This is a genomic window from Sphingomonas sp. SP4, assembly GCF_058313375.1.
In genome coordinates this window covers 858,238-876,526 of sequence record NZ_JBZFLE010000001.1, presented here as the reverse complement: position 1 = coordinate 876,526, position 18,289 = coordinate 858,238, and the positions used below count along the sequence as shown (strand labels likewise).

Annotated in this window: 13 protein-coding genes; 8 read left to right on the top strand and 5 right to left on the bottom strand. The window is 61.9% G+C overall.

Going from position 1 to position 18,289, the window contains the following annotated elements:
• Positions 1–150: 150 nt before the first annotated feature.
• Positions 151–855, top strand: coding sequence for a hypothetical protein (locus AC4GYV_RS04365; protein WP_491099437.1), 705 nt, complete (start codon positions 151–153; stop codon positions 853–855).
• Positions 856–911: 56 nt separating this feature from the next.
• On the opposite strand, the gene AC4GYV_RS04360 is transcribed toward AC4GYV_RS04365, so the two are convergent.
• The gene (locus AC4GYV_RS04360) at positions 912–1,934 is read right to left on the bottom strand and encodes a glycoside hydrolase family 5 protein (RefSeq protein WP_491099436.1); all 1,023 of its coding nucleotides are present in this window, start codon (positions 1,932–1,934) and stop codon (positions 912–914) included.
• A gap of 93 nt (positions 1,935–2,027) precedes the next feature.
• Between AC4GYV_RS04360 and AC4GYV_RS04355 the strand changes: the two genes are divergently transcribed.
• Both AC4GYV_RS04355 and AC4GYV_RS04350 read left to right on the top strand, forming a co-directional pair.
• A complete protein-coding gene (locus AC4GYV_RS04355; protein WP_491099435.1) occupies positions 2,028–4,481 on the top strand; it encodes a glycoside hydrolase family 3 protein in 2,454 nt (817 codons plus the stop codon).
• Between the two features lies 1 nt (position 4,482).
• The gene (locus AC4GYV_RS04350; RefSeq protein ID WP_491099434.1) at positions 4,483–5,499 is read left to right on the top strand and encodes an oxidoreductase; all 1,017 of its coding nucleotides are present in this window, start codon (positions 4,483–4,485) and stop codon (positions 5,497–5,499) included.
• Here AC4GYV_RS04350 and AC4GYV_RS04345 read toward each other — a convergent pair.
• Positions 5,414–7,651 carry a beta-glucosidase gene (locus tag AC4GYV_RS04345; RefSeq protein WP_491099433.1) on the bottom strand — a complete coding sequence of 746 codons (2,238 nt, stop codon included), beginning with the start codon at positions 7,649–7,651 and terminating at the stop codon, positions 5,414–5,416. The two genes, AC4GYV_RS04350 and AC4GYV_RS04345, sit on opposite strands and share 86 nt — an antisense overlap.
• 154 nt (positions 7,652–7,805) lie before the next feature.
• Here AC4GYV_RS04345 and AC4GYV_RS04340 point away from each other — a divergent pair, with 154 nt between their 5' ends.
• The 5 genes from AC4GYV_RS04340 to AC4GYV_RS04320 are packed head-to-tail and all read left to right on the top strand — an operon-like array spanning position 7,806 to position 13,876.
• Positions 7,806–8,915, top strand: a complete 1,110-nt coding sequence (locus AC4GYV_RS04340) for a fumarylacetoacetate hydrolase family protein (RefSeq protein WP_491099431.1) — start codon at positions 7,806–7,808, stop codon at positions 8,913–8,915.
• The gene (locus AC4GYV_RS04335) at positions 8,915–10,351 is read left to right on the top strand and encodes an aldehyde dehydrogenase family protein (RefSeq protein WP_491099430.1); all 1,437 of its coding nucleotides are present in this window, start codon (positions 8,915–8,917) and stop codon (positions 10,349–10,351) included. The genes AC4GYV_RS04340 and AC4GYV_RS04335 overlap by 1 nt, the downstream gene beginning before the upstream one ends.
• A gap of 5 nt (positions 10,352–10,356) precedes the next feature.
• Positions 10,357–11,115 carry a D-xylose 1-dehydrogenase gene (xylB, locus tag AC4GYV_RS04330; RefSeq protein ID WP_491099429.1) on the top strand — a complete coding sequence of 253 codons (759 nt, stop codon included), beginning with the start codon at positions 10,357–10,359 and terminating at the stop codon, positions 11,113–11,115.
• Positions 11,115–11,987 carry an SMP-30/gluconolactonase/LRE family protein gene (locus AC4GYV_RS04325; RefSeq protein WP_491099428.1) on the top strand — a complete coding sequence of 291 codons (873 nt, stop codon included), beginning with the start codon at positions 11,115–11,117 and terminating at the stop codon, positions 11,985–11,987. The genes xylB and AC4GYV_RS04325 overlap by 1 nt, the downstream gene beginning before the upstream one ends.
• Complete coding sequence (locus tag AC4GYV_RS04320; RefSeq protein WP_491099427.1) at positions 11,966–13,876, top strand: sialate O-acetylesterase; 1,911 nt, start codon at positions 11,966–11,968, stop codon at positions 13,874–13,876. Before AC4GYV_RS04325 ends, AC4GYV_RS04320 begins: the two co-directional genes overlap by 22 nt.
• On the opposite strand, the gene AC4GYV_RS04315 is transcribed toward AC4GYV_RS04320, so the two are convergent.
• From AC4GYV_RS04315 to AC4GYV_RS04305, 3 genes are all read right to left on the bottom strand, one after another.
• Entirely contained in the window at positions 13,870–15,582 is a 1,713-nt protein-coding gene (locus AC4GYV_RS04315) for an IlvD/Edd family dehydratase (RefSeq protein WP_491099426.1), read from the bottom strand. The two genes, AC4GYV_RS04320 and AC4GYV_RS04315, sit on opposite strands and share 7 nt — an antisense overlap.
• Positions 15,583–15,656: 74 nt before the next feature.
• Positions 15,657–17,084, bottom strand: coding sequence for a sugar porter family MFS transporter (locus AC4GYV_RS04310; protein ID WP_491099425.1), 1,428 nt, complete (start codon positions 17,082–17,084; stop codon positions 15,657–15,659).
• A 70-nt stretch (positions 17,085–17,154) separates the two neighbouring features.
• Entirely contained in the window at positions 17,155–18,222 is a 1,068-nt protein-coding gene (locus AC4GYV_RS04305) for a LacI family DNA-binding transcriptional regulator (protein ID WP_491099424.1), read from the bottom strand.
• Between the last annotated feature and the right edge of the window lie 67 nt (positions 18,223–18,289).

The window sequence follows — 18,289 nt, the reverse complement described above, 5'->3', positions numbered from 1 at the left end:
TCTCAACACCTCTTGGCGCCTGCTAATCCGACACGCCCATAAGTATCGCCCTCTCCGGAGTCGGTTCAAGGACGCAACTGTTCATGCTTCTTGATGCGCTCAGGGATAGCGCTAACATCACCTCGCAACATCACGGGGGTGTGTGATCGTATGAAGTGGTGGATCGCAGCGGCGTGTGGCGCGCTCCTTTGTTCCCCTGCCCTCGCGGGCAGTTATCGCATCGTTCTGGAAAAGCCGAAGGACGGGAAGATGCTTGTCGGCCACGCCGGTGTGCAGGCCGTTGACGAACGAACGGACAAGTCTCTCGTCCGAGTCATCTCGCCCGGTGCAGCGGTGGACCAGCGGGGGACAATCCGTATCCTCGTTATGAACCTGGGCTCGACGCCTTTCGAGTTCGGACCTGATCAGGTGAAGCTCACACTCGGCGACGGTACGGTTCTCCAGCCTGCATCCGTCGATAAGTTCGAGAAAGGCCGCGTCCTGATCGAGAAAGAGAACCGGATGGCGACGGCAAACGACACGCGAGTTCGGAACAACCTCTCCGCGCTGGAATCTCAGGCTGCTGCTGGCGTTCGGCCTGCCACGCCGGCGCCCATAACCGGTACCTCTACTTCGTCAACCGCGACTCAAGATCGATCGACCGATGAAAAGCTGATCGCCGGGGGCGAGGCGCTGAACGCGATCTATCAGATCCTGGTCGTCCAGCCCGTGCTGCCAAACCAGGCATGGGGCGGCTATTACGTCTTCGACATGCCGAAGACGGCATTCGCTAGGCGTGCCAATCAGCCGATGTCCATTTGGGTGAAGACGGGGGCGGAGCAGCACCGCTTCAACGCGACATTGAAATGGAAGTGAGAGCTGCCTGCTTCGGACCTGTCGTCGCACTCGACATCGGTCCGAAATTGCCCTCCTTACGGAATCAGGACCTTCTTGATCGGCTCGATCCAGCGCTGGTTCTTCATGTCCCAAACGATGAAGTCGCCTTCGAACTGCCAATAGGCCCAGCCGAAGCCGTTGCTCTCAGCCTCTTTACGTACGGCGCCGATGTAGGCGGCGCGCAGATCGAGGGGCGTTCCGCTCTTGTCATAGGCGCCAAATTCGCCAAGCAGGATTGGACGCTGGTTCGCAGCCGCCCACGCTGAGACTTTGTCGAAATCCGCCTTCATTGCAGCTCGCTCGGCTTCAGTGCCCCACGTGATTCCATGAAGCTTCTTGACCTCCTCCCCAGCCCAAGTTGCGCCTTGGTGGGTGAAGTGAAACGGCTCGTAATAATGGAATGTCACGAGCAAGTTGGGATCGGTCGGAAGCTTGAGGAGCGGCAGGTCGTTGAGGCTGTTCCAGTGCGTCGGACCAACAACGACGATACGCGTCGGGTTCGACGCTCGCACCGTCCCGAGAAGCTGCACGAGCATCCCGTTCCAGACCTCGCCATTCAGCTTGTCGTGCGGTTCGTTGAGAAGTTCGAACGCAACGTTGCGAGGAGCTTTCGCGAAGCGCGGGGCTACCTGCTGCCAGAATGCCGTAAGCCGCGCGCGGCAGGCGTCGACATCTTCTGAGCAAACGTCGAAATCATGCTCGTCGAGGATGACTCCAAGATCCGACTTCTGCGCTTCACGGACGACGTCGTCGAGCTTCGCCAACCACTGCGGGCTTAGCTTGTTCTGGGCATCCATATGCTTGAACGCCTGAAGGTTCACACGAACAAAATCGAAGCCTGCCTTACGAATCGCGGCGAAGTGCCGCCATTCCAAGCGCCGCTCACCACTCTCCGTCCAATAAGGATCGTAGCCGAGGACGTTTACGCCGCGTTTGAAGGGCTGATCGCCAGGCTTGAGTGCCACCGTTTCAGGAGCGGCCGCCATTGAAGCGGTTGGTAGGACGCTGCTTCCGAACGTGGCGAAAACGAGCGCACAAACAATCTTCAGAAGCCGCATCTGCATTCCCCTCTACGCTGGCATGCTTGCGGGATGATAGCGTTATCATCTAGCCTCTCGTCAAGCGCGTCTTGCGAGTTACAGGGGAGAGGAATGGCAGGTTTTCGTACGGCGGCTATGCTCGCGGCCGCGCTTTTGACGACGACTGCAACGGCAGCGTCCGATCCTTCCGCTCCCGTGCATTGGCCGAATGTGCGCAGCCGGGTCGCACCCGATCCCAAGCTGGAAGCGCGGATCAACCAGATCCTCAGCCGAATGACTCTTGAGGAGAAGGTCGGCCAAGTCGTGCAGGCTGACATCTCCGCGGTCACTCCTGCCGACGTCGCGAAGTACAAACTCGGGTCGATCCTCGCCGGGGGTAACAGCTCACCGGGTGGAAATGAAAAAGCTCCCGCAGCGGAGTGGATTAAACAGGCCGATGCGTTTTGGAACGCCAACCAGTCGGCGAAATGGGCGGGCGCGAAGATCCCGTTGATCTACGGCATCGATGCGGTGCACGGACATGCCAACATCGTGGGCGCGACCATATTTCCACAAAACATCAATCTCGGCGCGGCGCGGGATCCGGATCTGGTACGACGGATCGGCGAAGTCACGGCCAAAGAGATGGTGGCAACCGGCTTCGACTGGGACTTCTCCCCTACCCTTGCCGTGGTTCGGGATGACCGTTGGGGACGTAGCTATGAAGGCTTCTCCGAAGATCCGTCCATCACCAAATTGTATGCCGGCAAGATCGTTGAAGGTCTCCAGGGCGTGCCGGGCACGAAGTCATTCCTCGGCCCGGGCCACGTCATCGCGACAGCCAAGCATTTCGTAGGCGATGGCGGCACTGCCGGCGGCAAGGACCAGGGTGACAACCAGTCGTCGCCCGCGCAGCTGCGCGACATCCACGGGGCGGGGTATCCGCCTGCAATCGAGGCTGGAGTGCAGGCGGTGATGGCCTCCTTCTCGCTCGTTCGCGGACAGAAGGTCCATGGCGACAAGGAACTGCTTACGGACGCGCTCAAGCGGGACATGCATTTCGACGGGCTGGTCGTCGGCGACTGGAACGCGCACGGCCAGGTGCCGGGCTGCACCAACACCAGCTGTCCCGCCTCAATCAATGCCGGGCTCGACATGTTCATGGCGCCCGACAGCTGGAAAGGGCTCTACGATAGCACGCTGGCGCAGGCGAAGTCGGGCGAGATTCCGATGGCGCGTCTTGACGATGCGGTGCGACGCATCCTGCGAGTGAAGCTGCGCGCTCACATGTTCGAGAAGGGCGCTCCGTCAACGCGCCCTTATGGCGGACAATTTGAATTGCTCGGTTCGCCGGAACATCGCGCCGTTGCGCGCGAGGCAGTGCGCAAATCGCTCGTGCTTCTCAAAAATTCGAACCAGCTGCTGCCGCTTTCCCCGAAAGCGAATGTGCTCGTGGCGGGTGACGGCGCCGACAATATCGGCAAGCAGTCGGGCGGCTGGACAATTACCTGGCAGGGAACGGGACTCAGCAACGCAGACTTCCCCCACGCGCAGTCGATCTGGAGCGGGATCAATCAGGCCGTGGGAGCGGCTGGCGGCAAGTCAACGCTGAGCGTCGATGGCAGCTACTCAGCCAAGCCGGACGTCGCGATCGTCGTGTTCGGCGAAGATCCTTATGCCGAATTCGTCGGTGACCGTCCGCAGTCGCTCGAGTTCAGCCCCGCGGACAAGAAGGATCTGGAACTGCTTCGCAAGCTCCGCGCAGCAGGCATCCCTACAGTTTCGGTCTTCCTTTCAGGCCGCCCGATGTGGGTGAACCCCGAGCTCAACGAGTCAGACGCTTTCGTTGCCGCCTTCCTGCCCGGGGGAGAAGGAGGCGGTGTCGCGGACGTCCTTTTCCGCAAGCCAGATGGAAGCATCGCATACGATTTCCACGGCAAGCTCAGCTACAGCTGGCCGAAGCGCGCCGACCAGACACCGCTGAATTTCGGCGATTCTAATTACGACCCACTCTTCGCGTTCGGTTTCGGCCTTCGCTACGGCCAGAAGGGCGAACTTGCGAAGCTGTCAGAGGACCGGCCGAAGGGTAGCGGAATGCCCGAAGGTGTCCTCTTCGGTCGCGGCACCGTGCCGCAAGGCTACAGCTTCGGCTTTGAGCCCTCTTCGGCCGGTCAAACCAAAGGCGTGGACCGGAAAGCCCAGGAAGATTCTCGCCAGTTCATCTGGCGTGGCGGCGCCCCTGCCACGGTGGCGCTTCGGACTTCTAACCCGCTCGACCTTTCGCGCGAGGCGACCGGGCAGCTCAGCCTTGTGATCGACTATCGTCTCGATAATCCGCCCTCGGCGCCGGTGACGCTCGCGACAGGAAGTGCATCGGTACCGATCACGGGCTTCTTGCGTTCCGCGCAGGTGGGACAATGGAGCACGATTACGGTTCCGCTAGGTTGCTTCGGGAAGGCTGGCGTGGACATGACGAAGCTGACCACGCCCGTCGCGATTACGACCGCGGGTGCATTGACGATGAGCATCTCGGACATCCGGATCCTGAGCGCGACCGTCCCGCAGGATCGCTGCGGCGCGCAGTGACATGATCCGCGTCGGCATCGTCGGATACGGCCTCGCCGGCGGCACGTTTCACGCACCGCTGATCCGCGCCTGCGCTCGGATGGAGCTCAGTGCAGTTCTCACCAGCAGGGACGTGCCGCATAAGGTGGGCTCACTGGATGAGTTGCTTGGCCGCAGCGACCTAATCATCATCGCTTCGCCAAACCAGACTCACTTCCCGATCGCTAAAGAGGCGCTCGAAGCCGGCAAGCATGTGGTGGTCGACAAGCCCTTTACGGTGACAGTCGATGAGGCCGACGAGTTGATCGCCGCTGCAGCAACGTCAGACCGAGTCCTAACGGTGTTCCACAACCGCCGCTGGGACAGCGACTTTCTGACGGTTCACAAGATCATGCCCGAGCTGGGCGAGATCTCGCTCTTCGAAGCTTGCTGGGACCGCTTTCGTCCTGAGATCAAGCAGGGCTGGCGCGAAGTCCCCGCTCCCGCCTCCGGGGTCCTGGCGGACCTAGGATCACACATGATCGATCAAGCCCTGCAGCTTTTCGGCTGGCCTTCCGAGATCTCCGCCGATCTCGTGGCCCAGCGCCACGATGCGCAAGTGGACGATTATTTCGACGTAGCTTTGCATTATGGCGCGCGACGAGTGTGCCTGCGCTGCTCGACGCTGATGGCCGAACCACGACCGCGGTTCGCAGTGCATGGCGCTGGCGGTTCTTTCATCAAGCACGGCCTTGATACGCAAGAGGCATCGTTGAAGGCCGGCGCAGACCCGCTCGATGCGAACTTTGGCGTGGATGTCCATGACGGAACGCTGAGCCTGCCGGACGGCAGCAAGACGCAAGTGCCGACCGAGCGCGGTCGGTATTTGTCATTCTACGAAGGGGTCGCGTCGGCAATCCTCGATGGCGCGGACGTCCCGGTCGATCCACGGGACGCCCGCGACGGATTGCTCCTTATCGACCTCGCCCGGCAGAGTTCGGAGCAGCGGCGGACGCTGCCGGTGTCGGCCGCCAGTTCGAAGGCAACGTCGAACCGCTGAGTGTGACCGTCGCAGTCGAGCGGATGTTGCTCGACGATTCGCCGACGAGCAGCCGGTAGGTGCCAGGCGCAATTCGCCACTGCTGTGACGCTCCGTCGAATGTCGCCAATAGCCGCGGGTCGACGTTGACGCTGACCGTCCGGCTCGCACCGGGCGCGAGGTCGACCTTCTGATATGCTGCGAGCCGCTTCGGCGCTTCCCAACCGCCATTAGCCGATGACGCATAGACTTGCGCGACATCCTTGCCGCGCCGCTGACCAGCATTGCGAACAGTGAACTGGACGTTCACCGAGCCGTCCGGGTTCGACTTCGCCGACGCAGGACCGTATTCAAACCGCGTGTACGAAAGACCGTGCCCGAACGGGAAAAGAGGCTGCAGCTTCTTGGCGTCGAACCATTTGTAACCAACCGCGGCGCCCTCCGAATAATCGATCGAGAACATCTGCTTGTCGGCAAGGCCGGTGCCCGGCCGAACCGGTCGCGGTAGCTGGCTCTCGCTCGCCGGGAAGGTGACCGGCAAATGACCCGACGGGTTCACCCGGCCAAACAGCACATTGGCGATGGCCTTCCCACCGCTCGTCCCCGGGTACCACGCCTCGACGACTGCCGCCACGCGCGACGCCCAGGGCATCAGCACCGGACCGCCGCTTTCGATCACCACGGCGGTGCGTCGGTTCGCGGCTGCGACCGCCTCGATCAGCGCGTCCTGGTTTCCGGTCAGAGCAAGCGGAGCGTCGATCGATTCTCCCGTCCATTGCGTGGCGAATACGATCGCGACATCTGCGGCACGCGCAGCCGCAGCTGCCGCAGCTGGATCTACGCCGTCGACAAACGACACTTTCGCATGTGGCGCTAACGCGCGGATCGCCTCCAGCGGTGAAGAGGGATGATACATGACGGGCCCAGGCCATTCGGTCGGCTTGACCCCCGGAACCGCGTTCCCGCCCTTCGGATAGACCAGGGACGAACCGCTGCCCGCCAACACGCCCTTGTCGGCGTGGGAGCCGATTACAACGATGCTGCGGACGTTTGAGCCAAGTGGCAGCAGATTGCCCTCGTTCTTGAGCAGTACGATTGCCTCTTCGGCATCAGCCTGCGTGACCGCCGCGTGCTTCGCGAAGTCAATCGGAGCGTTAGCGGTGACGGGGTCATCGACCAGCCCGTGAGCAAACATCGGCCTAAGGATGCGGGTTGCCATTTCGTTAAGCCGCGCTTCCGGCACTCGGCCCGCGGCGACGGCGTCACGCAGCGGCTCACGGAAGTATGGTTTTTCGTCGAATGGCCAGCCGGACTCCTGATCCAGACCCGCAAGCGCTGCCTTCTCGGTGCTGTGCGTCGCGCCCCAGTCGGACATCACGAAACCGCGGAAGCCGAATGCATCCCGCAGCACATCCGTGAGCAGCCATTTGCTCTCGCAGGCGTAGTTGCCGTTTACACGATTGTAGGCGCACATCACCGAACCCGGATCGCCACGTTCGATGGCGAACTGGAACGCCAGCAGATCTGACATGCGCGCTGCTGCAGGATCGATCCTTGCGTCATGATAATCGCGGCCCGTTTCGAGGTCGTTCAGCGCATAATGCTTGTTGGTCGAGATGATGCGGTTCGACTGGATACCAGCAATCTGAGCGCCGACCATTGTCCCAGCGAGCAATGGGTCTTCGCCGCCATATTCGAAATTGCGTCCGTTGCGCGGGTCGCGAAGCAAATTGACGCCCCCCGCAAGCATGACGTTGAAGCCAGAAGCGCGCGCTTCGGCTCCGATCATCTGGCCCCCCTTGAAGGCAAGTTCCGGGTTCCAGGTTGCGGCTGTCGCGAGACCGGAAGGGAGCGATGTGCGCTTACGCTTCTCCGGTGCGGCACCCTGCGTCGCCACGCCGATGCCGGCGTCCGTCTGCCATTGTGGAGGAATGCCGAGCCTTGGGATACCGGGAATGTAACCGGCCGATCCGTAACGGGCCTCTGGCGGGGCCTTATAGTTGTTCTTGTAGTCGGCGTTGGTCGCAAAAAGTCCGAAGACCAGCTGCAGCTTCTCGTCGCGGGTCATCTGAGCGACCGCCAGCTCCGCTCGCTTGTCGGGGCTTAGCGAACGGTCGAGCCAAGTTTTGGTGTTATTTTGCGCCTCAGCGCCCGCTGCCAATGCGACTGCCATCGCAGCGCCCAAACTCCACGCAAGCACACCCTTAGCCATATTCTCGTCTCTCCCCTGGTCGCCCGATTCCGGGCGTCGCACCCTTGACACTAACCGCGCCAAACGCCGATTGGTAGCGCTACCACAATGCCGAGTCCGAGGTATCCTTTAGCCAATGAACTTCACCGCAGACATGCTTCCCGACGACGTTGCAAATGCGACGCTCGCAGGACGCCTACTGTTGGACGAAGGCCCTACCCCGGTTGTGATCAGGAACGGCATCGTCGAGGATGTTTCGCGGTCGGCGCCAACTGTCGCTGATCTCATGGACCGACCGATTTCGAACGTGGAAGGTCGTTCACTCTTCAGCGTTGAGGAGTTGCCCGGCGAACGACTCCTCGCTCCCGTCGATCTGCAAGCGATCAAGGCTGCCGGGGTCACGTTCGCCGTATCCGCAATCGAGCGAGTGATCGAGGAGCGCGCACGCGGGGACTATCGCGCTGCCGCAAGCATTCGCGAGAAGCTGGAGGACCGCATCGGTGGAGGAATTCGTAATGTCGTTCCGGGGAGCGACGCTGCGGCGCGCCTGAAGGATGCGCTGATAGAAGAAGGTTTGTGGTCACAGTATCTCGAAGTCGCGATCGGACCTGACGCGGAGATTTTCACCAAGACCGCCCCACTCGCCAGCGTAGGGTGGGGCGCCGAGATTGGCGTTCGTTCGGACTCCAGCTGGAACAACCCGGAGCCGGAGGTGGTGCTGATCGTGAACAGCCGCGGAGAGATCCGAGGAGCGACGCTCGGCAATGACGTGAACCTGCGCGATTTCGAGGGCCGCAGTGCGCTGCTCCTGAGTAAGGCGAAGGACAATAATGCCTCATGCGCGATCGGGCCTTTCATCCGCTTGTTCGATGAGCAGTTCACGCTCGACGACGTCGCATCAGCTGATGTCGAGCTCGAGATCAACGGCGCCGACGGTTTTCGCCTTCAAGGCCAGAGCCGGATGAGCGAGATCAGCCGTGATCCGCGCGAGCTCGTTCGCCAGGCGATGAGCGAACATCATTACCCCGACGGTTTCGCCCTGTTCCTCGGCACACTGTTCGCGCCTACCGAAGACCGCGACGATCCTGGCCGAGGCTTCACGCACAAGCTCGGCGACGAAGTACGCATCGCCAGCCCGAAACTGGGCACATTGGTCAATCGTGTCACCACTTCGAAAGACGCGCCGGCGTGGACGTTCGGGACGCGTGCGCTCATGCAAAATCTATCTTCGCGAGGACTTCTCTAGTGTCTGAAACCCTGTCGCACCTGATCAACGGCGAGGCCGTAACCGGCGAGCCTTCGGGTGAAAGCATCAACCCGTCGAACCTGGACGATGTCGTTGCGCGCTATCCGAAAGGCGGAACTGCGGAAGTCGATGCTGCGGTGAAAGCTGCGCGGGCAGCCTTCCCGGCGTGGTCGGAGGCGTCTCCGGAGGTCCGCTCGGACGTTCTCGATCGCGCAGGCTCGCTCATCATGTCGCGCGCCAAGGAGCTCGGCACTTTGCTCTCTCGCGAAGAGGGTAAGACGCTCCCCGAAGGCACCGGCGAAGTCATGCGCGCGGCGCGCATCCTAAAATATTTCGCGGGTGAAGCGCTGCGGCGCCATGGACAGACGTTGGACTCGACGCGACCTTCGATCGACGTAGAGACGCACCGCGAAGCAGTGGGCGTCTTCGGGCTAATCACGCCCTGGAACTTCCCGATCGCCATCCCTGCCTGGAAGTCGGCCCCTGCCCTCGCCTTCGGCAACACGGTTGTCCTGAAGCCGGCAACGCCGACGCCGGCCATTGCTCGCGCTTTCGGGGAGATCCTCGTCGAAGCGGGCGCTCCGGCGGGCGTGTTCAATCTCGTCATCGGCGAGGGCGACGTGGGACGGGCGATCGTCAATCACGTCGACATCGACGGCATCTCTTTCACCGGCTCGCAGGCCGTGGGCGGTAGTGTTGGCGAGGCTGCAATCAAACGTCAGGCCCGTGTCCAACTGGAAATGGGTGGCAAGAACCCGCTTGTCGTGCTCGACGACGCTGATCTCGAGCGCGCAGTCACATGCGCAATCGACGGTGCCTTCTTCGGTACGGGCCAGCGTTGCACCGCCTCATCGCGGATCATCGTAACCGAAGGCATCCACGAGCGCTTCGTCACTGCACTTGCCGAGCGAGCCAAGTCGCTCCGCGTCGGTGACGCGCTCGATCCGGAGAGTCAGATCGGCCCTGCCGTCAACGAGACGCAGCTTGAGCAGAATCTGCGCTACGTCGGTATTGCTCGTGACGAAGGCGGCAAGGTTCTTACGGGCGGCGAGCCGCTGCAGCTTTCGACGCGCGGCTACTACATGGCGCCAACGGTGATCGCCGACACGGCGCCCGATCAGCGCATCAATTGCGAGGAAGTGTTCGGACCCGTCGCGAGCACCGTCAAAGTTCGCGACTATGAAGAAGCGCTCGAGATCGCCAATCGCGGCCAGTTCGGGCTTTCAGCCGGGATCGTCACCAACTCCCTGAAGCATTCCCGTCATTTCCGGCGGCACATTCGCGCGGGCATGGTCATGGTCAATCTGCCGACCGCCGGGGTCGATTATCACGTGCCGTTTGGCGGGACTCGTAAGTCCAGCTACGGCGCGCGCGAGCAGGGGTTTGCAGCGGTCGAATTCTATACGCAGACGAAGACCGTCTACATCGGGGGGTGAGCGTTTTGGCCGATAGCGAAGATTTGCGGGCGGTATATCCGAGCCTGCGCGGCAAGAGGGTGTTGATTACGGGTGGCGGCTCCGGAATTGGTGCCGGAATCGTCGAGGCATTTGCGCGACAAGGCTCCGACGTCACCTTCCTTGATATCCTGAACGGGGAATCGTCGCAGCTGGCGGAGCATTGGGGGGTTCGTTTCGAGCGCGTCGATCTGACTGACGTTCCGGCTACGACGAAATCCATCGCCGATTTGGTCGAACAGGGCGGTGCCTTCGACGTGCTGGTCAACAATGCCGCCAATGACGATCGTCACACGCTTGACGAAGTGACCGAGGAATATTGGGACAACCGTCTAAACGTGAACCTCAAGCACCAATTCTTTTGCGCTCAAGCTGTTGTGCCGGGCATGCGTGCGAAGGGCGGCGGCGCGATCGTCAACCTGGGTTCAATCAGCTGGCATCTCGGCCTGCCTGACCTGCCGCTCTATCAGACCTGCAAGGCGGCAATCGAAGGCCTGACGCGATCGCTCGCGCGCGATCTCGGCAAGGACAATATCCGTGTGACCTGCGTCGTTCCCGGCAATGTGAAGACGCCCCGCCAGGAGCAGTGGTACACGCCCGAAGCCGAAGCCGAATTGGTTGGCGCCCAGTGCATCAAGCAGCGTATCCTTCCGCAGGACGTTGCTGCGCTCGTGACATTCCTGGCTTCTGACGATGCCAGGCTCATTACCGGTCACGAGCATTTCGTGGATGCAGGGTGGAGATAATGAGCACCGAACCGAGAGTCGCTTGGGCATTGGCAGCGGAACTCGGTGAAGGACCGGTCTGGGATCAACGTGATCGAGCGCTCTGGTTCGTCGACATCAAGAAGCACCAGATCCACCGCTACGATCCGGCTGACGGAAGCAAGAAGAGCTGGGACTCTCCCGAGCAAGTCGGGTTCGTCCTGCCATCTGACGACGGCGGCTTCGTCGCTGGACTGCAGTCTGGTCTTTATCGCTTCGATCCGCAGAAAGGTGCGTTCCGGCTGATCGTAGAGGTTGAGCCTGACAAACCTAACAACCGACTGAACGACGGAGTCACCGATCCAGAGGGTCGCATCTGGTTCGGCACGATGGACAATGGCGAGAAGGACAAGAGCGGCGCCTTCTATTGTTTCGCTCACGGCAAATTGGTGCGCACCGCCATCGACAACATCACGATTACCAACGGCCCGACCGTCTCGCCGGATGGGCGGATTCTCTATTTCGTCGATACCCTCAAGGGCACGATCGAAGCTGCCGACATCATTGGTGACGGAGAGCTCAGTGGACGCCGGCCGTTTGTTAGAATCGATCCAAAGGACGGTCATCCCGATGGGCCGAACATCGACAGTGAAGGATGCGTCTGGATCAGCCTGTACGGCGGCTGGCAATCACGGCGCTATTCGCCGAAGGGCGAGCTCCTGGAAACTGTGCGCTTCCCCGTCGCAAACATCACGAAGATGGCGCTCGGCGGCCCCGACCTCCGCACCGCCTTCGCGACGACGGCCCGGCAGATGCTGAGCCCGGAGGTTATCGCCAAGCAGCCGCAGATCGGCGACCTGTTCGAGTTCCATGTCGATGTTTCAGGAGTGCCATGTCCGCTCGTTCGACTTTGATCCTTCTAGGGCTGCTCGCGTCAGGCGCATCGGCCGCTCCCACAATCGATCCGCAATTCGGCGATCATGCGGTGATTCAACGCGGCAAGCCGGTGCATCTAAGCGGTTCAGCCTCGGCGGGTGAGCGGCTGACCATCAGCTTTGCGGGACAGACTCGAACGGTCGCTGCGGATGCGGCGGGACGCTGGCAAGCCACCTTCCCTGCCCTCACCGCGAGCGGTGGATCTCATACGATTACAGTGAATGGCGCGACAGCCGCGACGGACATCGCCATCGGCGACGTCTGGCTCTGCTCGGGCCAGTCGAACATGGAATATCCGCTTCGCCGAGCGCTCAACGGCGATGGGGAAGTGCAATCGGCGGCAGACGACGACCTTCGCCTGATGAAGGTCGAGAAGCAGCTGTCAAACTCACCCGATACGGTCTTTGGCAAAGCACCAGCGTGGCAGCGTTCGACACCGGACACGGCGCGCGAATTCTCGGCTGCCTGCTACTTCATGGTGCGAGACCTGCGAAAGACGCAGAAGGTGCCGATCGGTGCGATCGACGACACTTGGGGCGGCACCCCCATCCGTGCCTGGATGAGTGAAGCTGCTGCTCGCAACAGCGGTAATGCTGCGGCGGCGGACCAGCTCGACCTGTACCGGCGCAACGAAGCCGAAGCGCTACGTCAGTTCGGGCGCCAGTGGGAAGATTGGTGGCGCGCTCGCACCGGCGACAAGGCCGGCCATGAGCCGTGGCACGCACCCGACGGCATCACATGGAAGCAAGTGCCGCGGATCGGAAATTGGAGCGATTGGGGCGGCGACTGGCCGTCCTATGACGGGTCCGTCTGGGCGCGTCGGACGGTCTCCCTGACTGCCGCGGAGGCGGCGCAGTTCGCGACGCTTTCGCTAGGCGTGATCGACGACATGGATGAGAGCTTTGTCAACGGCGTGCCCGTGGGCGGGAGCAGCGACCCGGTGTCCCCCCGCAATTACAAGTTGCCTCCGGGCGTGCTCCGCTCGGGCCCCAACGAGATCGTCGTATACGTGCGTGATCTTTGGGGGCCCGGCGGCCTGATGGGACCTGCGGATGCGCTGCAGCTCACCTTCGCCGACGGGCACAGCAAGCCGCTGAGCACCGGCTGGCAATATGCTCGCATTGCCGACGCTGTCGGCATGCCGCCCGTCCCGCCATGGGGGAACTCCTCGGGCGTCTCCACAATCTACAACGCCATGGTCGCACCCCTCGGCGCTCTCGGCCTTAAGGGCGTGGCCTGGTATCAAGGGGAGGCTGATGTCGATCACCCCGGCTACGACAAGCGCCTGGCCGCCTGGATGGCCAACTGGCGGAGCCAATTCGGCGACCCCAAACTTCCATTCCTGATCGTCGGACTTGCCGGTTGGGGATCCACATCCTCGAAGCCCACCGAGAGCAGTTGGGCCGCGCTGATCAACGAACAAAGGCTTGCGGTCGAGCGCGATCCACGCACGGCGCTCGCAAGCGCCATCGACCTCGGTGAGCCAGCCGACATTCACCCGGCGAACAAACAGGAAGTCGGCCGACGACTCGCACTGGCGGCGCGCTTGCTTGTCTACGGCGATACTAGCGGAAAAGTCGGAGCGTCTCCCATCGCGGCGACACGCAATCCAAACACCATCGTGCTTCGCTTCACCAAGCCCCTGCAAATATTGAGCGGCGCAACGGTGAATGCCATCGAACTATGCGGGTCGACGCCGGGAAGCTGCCGCTATGCGTCGGCGCACGTGCGGGGTGATTCCGTGGAAATCGCCAATGACAATCTGCCCATCCAACGTATTCGCTATGCCTGGGCCGATTATCCGATCGTGAACCTCTACGACGCCGACTTGCTACCGGTTCCGGTGTTCGAAATTCCGGTTCAGTGATTGTGCCGCGGCACCTTCGCCGAGGTGCCGCGATACTTGACCGCAAATTCTAGGACCGCTCCCGTCGACAGCTGTCCAGTTTTCTCGCGGTAGAGTTCTTCCCACGGGGTGTTGCTTGTTGGGATCGGCGGCGGCGCTTCAGTCTTCCGCCGTGCAATCTCGTCCTCGCCCACCAAGGCATCGCACCTGCCCGTGTTGAGATCGATGCGGATCATGTCGCCCGTGCGAAGCCATGAAAGGCCTCCACCCACCGCGCTCTCCGGTGATGCATTGAGGATCGAGGGACTGTCGGAGGTGCCGGACTGCCGGCCATCGCCAAGCGTCGGCAGGCTCTGAATCCCGCGCTGAAGCAAAGCATCGGGCGGCTGCATGTTCACGACCTCCGCTGAGCCCGGCCAGCCGATAGGCCCGCTGCCGCGGATCACGAGGATGCAATTCTCATCGATGTTGAGCGACGGATCGTTGATGCGGTGGTGATAGTCGTCCGAGCCATCGAACACGATTGCGCGGGCTTCGAACACCCCTTCATTCCCCGGCCGCGAGAGATAGCGTTGACGGAACTCGTCCGAGATGACGCTCGTCTTCATGATCGCGAAGTCGAACAGATTGCCGCGCAGCACGAGGAAGCCGGCAGTCTCCTTAAGCGGCGCATCGAACGGGAACACCACTTCCCGGTCCGTCGTTTCGCGATCTTCGAGATTCTCTGCCTGTGTGCGTCCCGTGCAGGTCAGCGCATTTCCATCGAGCCTGCCTGCCTGAAGCAACTCCCACATCACGGCAGGAACGCCGCCTGCGCGATGGAAGCGTTCGCTGAGGTACTTCCCTGCAGGCTGCATGTTCACGAGCAGCGGCAGGTCATAGCCTTGCTCAATCCAGTCCTGCGGCGTGATCTCAACGCCTGCGTGCCGGGCCATCGCCACGATGTGCGGCTGGGCGTTGGTTGAGCCCCCGATAGCAGCATTGACTCGGATCGCGTTGAGGAAGGCTTCGCGGGTCAGGATGTTTGACGGGCGCAAGTCTTCGTAGGCCATGTCGACGATCCGCTGGCCGGTCCGATAGGCCATCTGTCCACGCTCGCGATACGGGGCTGGTATCGCCGCATTTCCCGGCAGCGACATGCCGAGGGCCTCTGAGATGGCGTTCATCGTCGAGGCCGTACCCATCGTATTGCAATGGCCCGGCGACGGCGCCGAATCGGTCGCGCGACGCATGAATTCTTCTTCGTCGATCTCGCCCGCACCAAGCAGCCTTCGCGAACGCCAGATTACAGTCCCCGACCCGACCAGCTCGCCTTCATGCCAGCCGTCGAGCATGGGTCCGCCGTTCAGTGTGATTGCGGGGATATCGACCGTCGCCGCTGCCATGATCGAGGATGGCGTCGTCTTGTCGCAACCCGTTGTTAGGACGACCGCATCGATCGGATAGCCGTTGAGGATCTCGACTAAGCCGAGGTACGCAAGATTACGGTCGAGCGCCGCCGTCGGACGTCGGCAATTTTCGAAGATCGGATGGAGCGGGAACTCCATCGGAATCCCGCCTGCATCGCGAATGCCTTCCTTGATCCGGTGGACCAGCTCCAGGTGGATGCGGTTACACGGAGCGATGTCCGAACCCGACTGGGCGATGCCGATGATGGGCTTGCCGGAACGCAGCTCCTCGCGCGTCAGGCCGTAGTTCATGAAGCGCTCGATATAGAGCGCGGCCATGTCGCTACGGCCTGGAGCGGCGAACCACTCGCGCGATCGGAACGGACGGGCGGGAATGCGTTCGCCCACGCGTCTTAGCCTTCCATCTGCTCCAGTTCCTTGCCGCGCGTTTCGTGCACCAGCTTCTGCACCAGGAAGAAGCTGATCACCGCGCACACGGCGTAGAAGGTGTAGCTGATCGTCAGCCCCAGCTTTGCGGCCATGACCGGGAAGCTGAACGAGATCAGGAAGTTCGCGAACCACTGGACGAAGCCGGACACGGCGAGTGCCGATCCGCGGATCTGGTTCGGGAACATCTCGCCCAGCATGACCCACATCACGGGGCCCCAGCTGAAATTGAAGAAGATGACGTAGAGGTTCGCTGCAACCACCGCGATCAGACCGAGTTCACGCGACAAGACGAGGTTACCCGACGCGTCGAGCGATCCATGGCTGAAGGCGTAGACCATCGCGAACAGGGTGACGGCCATGCCTGCAGAGCCAATCAACAGCAGCGGCTTGCGGCCGATCTTATCGATGACCGCGATGGTCGCGAAACAGGCCGCGATTGAGACCGCGCCCGAGACGATGTTGATCAGCAGCGACTGGTCTTCCGTGAACCCGGCAAGCTGCCACAGGGTCGCGCCATAATAAAAGATAACGTTGATGCCGACGAACTGCTGGAACGACGCCAGCATGATTCCGGTCCAGACGATCGGACGGATTCCAAGGAGGCCGTTGCCTTTGATGTCGCTGAGCCGCGGCCGGTGATCCTCGCTGAACGTGGCGCGAATCTCGTCAAGCTTCGAGCGGGCCACGTCCGCACCGAAAAGGCTGGTCAGCACACCCGTCGCGCGATCGGTTCGCCCCTTTGAGACGAGGTAGCGGGGGCTTTCAGGAATGAGGAACAGCGCGACCAGGAAGATCGCGGCCGGGATGGCCTGCATCAGGTACATCCAGCGCCATGCTTCGATGCCGCCCCAGAAGGTCGCCGTAGAGACGCCGGCGCTGCGAGCCAGGAAGTAGTTCACGACGAACGCGGCCGTGAGACCGGTGATGATCATGATCTGCTGAACAGTCGTAAGACGTCCACGGATTTCAGCTGGAGCCACTTCCGAAATGTAGGCTGGGGAGAGCACGCTCGCCGCACCAACGGCCATACCGCCACAGATACGTGCAATGAGGAAGATCAAGTGCGACGACGCCGCACCTTGGACTAGCGCCCCGACGAGGAAGAGTGCCGCGGCGAGCATCATGGTATTCCGGCGGCCCATCAGGTCAGCGAGCCGGCCCGCGAAAAAGGCGCCGATAAAGCAGCCGATCAGCAGTGACGCGACGGTGAATCCGAGGCCATTGCTGGGTGACCAACTACCTTTGACCAGGCCGAAAGCCTGTGTCAGTCCGTCCTGCGTTCCGTTGACCGCGCCACTGTCATAACCGAACAGGAAACCGCCTATGGTGGCGACGGCAACAATGGCGCCGATGAAGCCCATGTTCGCGCGCTGCGAACTCGTGTCTAGCATTTACCTCTCCCCATGCGCCGGACTCGGCACCTGTTAGCGGTAACACGTCAAAATCACGCCGCGCAACGCCTCAAGTTGCTGCAGACTTATCAGCTGGCGGTCCCGACGATTCCCGAATGATCAAAGCGTGGCTCAGCACCCGCTCGGCGGCCTTCCGTGGACCTCCCGCCCGCCGGCGGCGAAGGTCAGCGATTAACAGCTCGAGCGCGGCTTCCGCCATTGCTGAAATGGGCTGCTTCACGGTCGTTAGTTCGGGCCAGACGCTGGTCGCCAAAGCCGTGTCGTCGAAACCAACGATGCTCAGATCATCCGGAACGTCGAGGCCGCGCCGATGCGCAACGCTGACCGTGGCAGCGGCCATGTCGTCATTACTGGCGAAAATCGCGGTCGGCGGCTTATCCAAAGACAGGATGCGATCGCCGGCAAGCAGTCCGGACCGGTAACTGAAATAACCCTGCTCCACGGCAGCCTTGGCGGGATCCAGGCCAGCCTCAGTTAGCGCGTCGCAGAAGCCACGAAACCGGTCGTGGCTCGCAACATGGTTGGGATGGCCCTTGATGAAGCCGAACTCGCGATGACCGAGCTCCAGCAGGTATCGCGTCATCTCCATCGCCGCGGCATGATCGTCGATCCGGACGTTGAGGCTCTCGTCGTTGGGGGCGCCCATAGCCACGGTGACGACGGGGATCTGCATCGCGCTCAATTCAGCGAGGATCGGCTGAGACTCGGATAGCGGCGGAGGTAGCACGACGCCCTCTACATCGCTGGTCGCGAAGCGGCGCGTGACGTCCGCTTGCTCGTCTGCATCTTCGGACTCGCAGGATTCGATCACCAAGTGCACGCCCGCGCTCCTCGCGGCGTGCAGCGCACCAATAAGGAACTGCGAGAGATAGCCAGCGCTCGGGTTGGCGTAGAGCAAGCCAATATGCGCGGCCTCACCCGCCGCCAAACTGCGAGCCGCTGTGTTGGGCGAATAGTTCAGCTTCTCGATTGCCTCGAGCACCGCCTCGCGCGTGGAATCGCGGACGTTCCGGCCGTGGTTGATCACGCGTGACACGGTCATAGCAGAGACGCCGGCAGCGCGCGCGACGTCCTCGATCGTGATTGCTCCCCGTCCTCGACGGCTCGGTCTTGCCATGCACACCCCTTGCCCGCTGGCTACGAGACGAGCGGCATCAATGCAAATGAAGTGCGTTGACCGCGGC

Bases quoted from the DNA above. Each gene is read 5' to 3' on its own strand.
- AC4GYV_RS04365 (WP_491099437.1), top strand. From the start codon at position 151: ATGAAGTGGTGGATCGCAGCGGCGTGTGGCGCGCTCCTTTGTTCCCCT.
- AC4GYV_RS04360 (WP_491099436.1), bottom strand. From the start codon at position 1,934: ATGCGGCTTCTGAAGATTGTTTGTGCGCTCGTTTTCGCCACGTTCGGA.
- AC4GYV_RS04355 (WP_491099435.1), top strand. From the start codon at position 2,028: ATGGCAGGTTTTCGTACGGCGGCTATGCTCGCGGCCGCGCTTTTGACG.
- AC4GYV_RS04350 (WP_491099434.1), top strand. From the start codon at position 4,483: ATGATCCGCGTCGGCATCGTCGGATACGGCCTCGCCGGCGGCACGTTT.
- AC4GYV_RS04345 (WP_491099433.1), bottom strand. From the start codon at position 7,651: ATGGCAGTCGCATTGGCAGCGGGCGCTGAGGCGCAAAATAACACCAAA.
- AC4GYV_RS04340 (WP_491099431.1), top strand. From the start codon at position 7,806: ATGAACTTCACCGCAGACATGCTTCCCGACGACGTTGCAAATGCGACG.
- AC4GYV_RS04325 (WP_491099428.1), top strand. From the start codon at position 11,115: ATGAGCACCGAACCGAGAGTCGCTTGGGCATTGGCAGCGGAACTCGGT.
- AC4GYV_RS04320 (WP_491099427.1), top strand. From the start codon at position 11,966: ATGTCCGCTCGTTCGACTTTGATCCTTCTAGGGCTGCTCGCGTCAGGC.
- AC4GYV_RS04315 (WP_491099426.1), bottom strand. From the start codon at position 15,582: ATGGCCGCGCTCTATATCGAGCGCTTCATGAACTACGGCCTGACGCGC.
- AC4GYV_RS04310 (WP_491099425.1), bottom strand. From the start codon at position 17,084: ATGCTAGACACGAGTTCGCAGCGCGCGAACATGGGCTTCATCGGCGCC.
- AC4GYV_RS04305 (WP_491099424.1), bottom strand. From the start codon at position 18,222: ATGGCAAGACCGAGCCGTCGAGGACGGGGAGCAATCACGATCGAGGAC.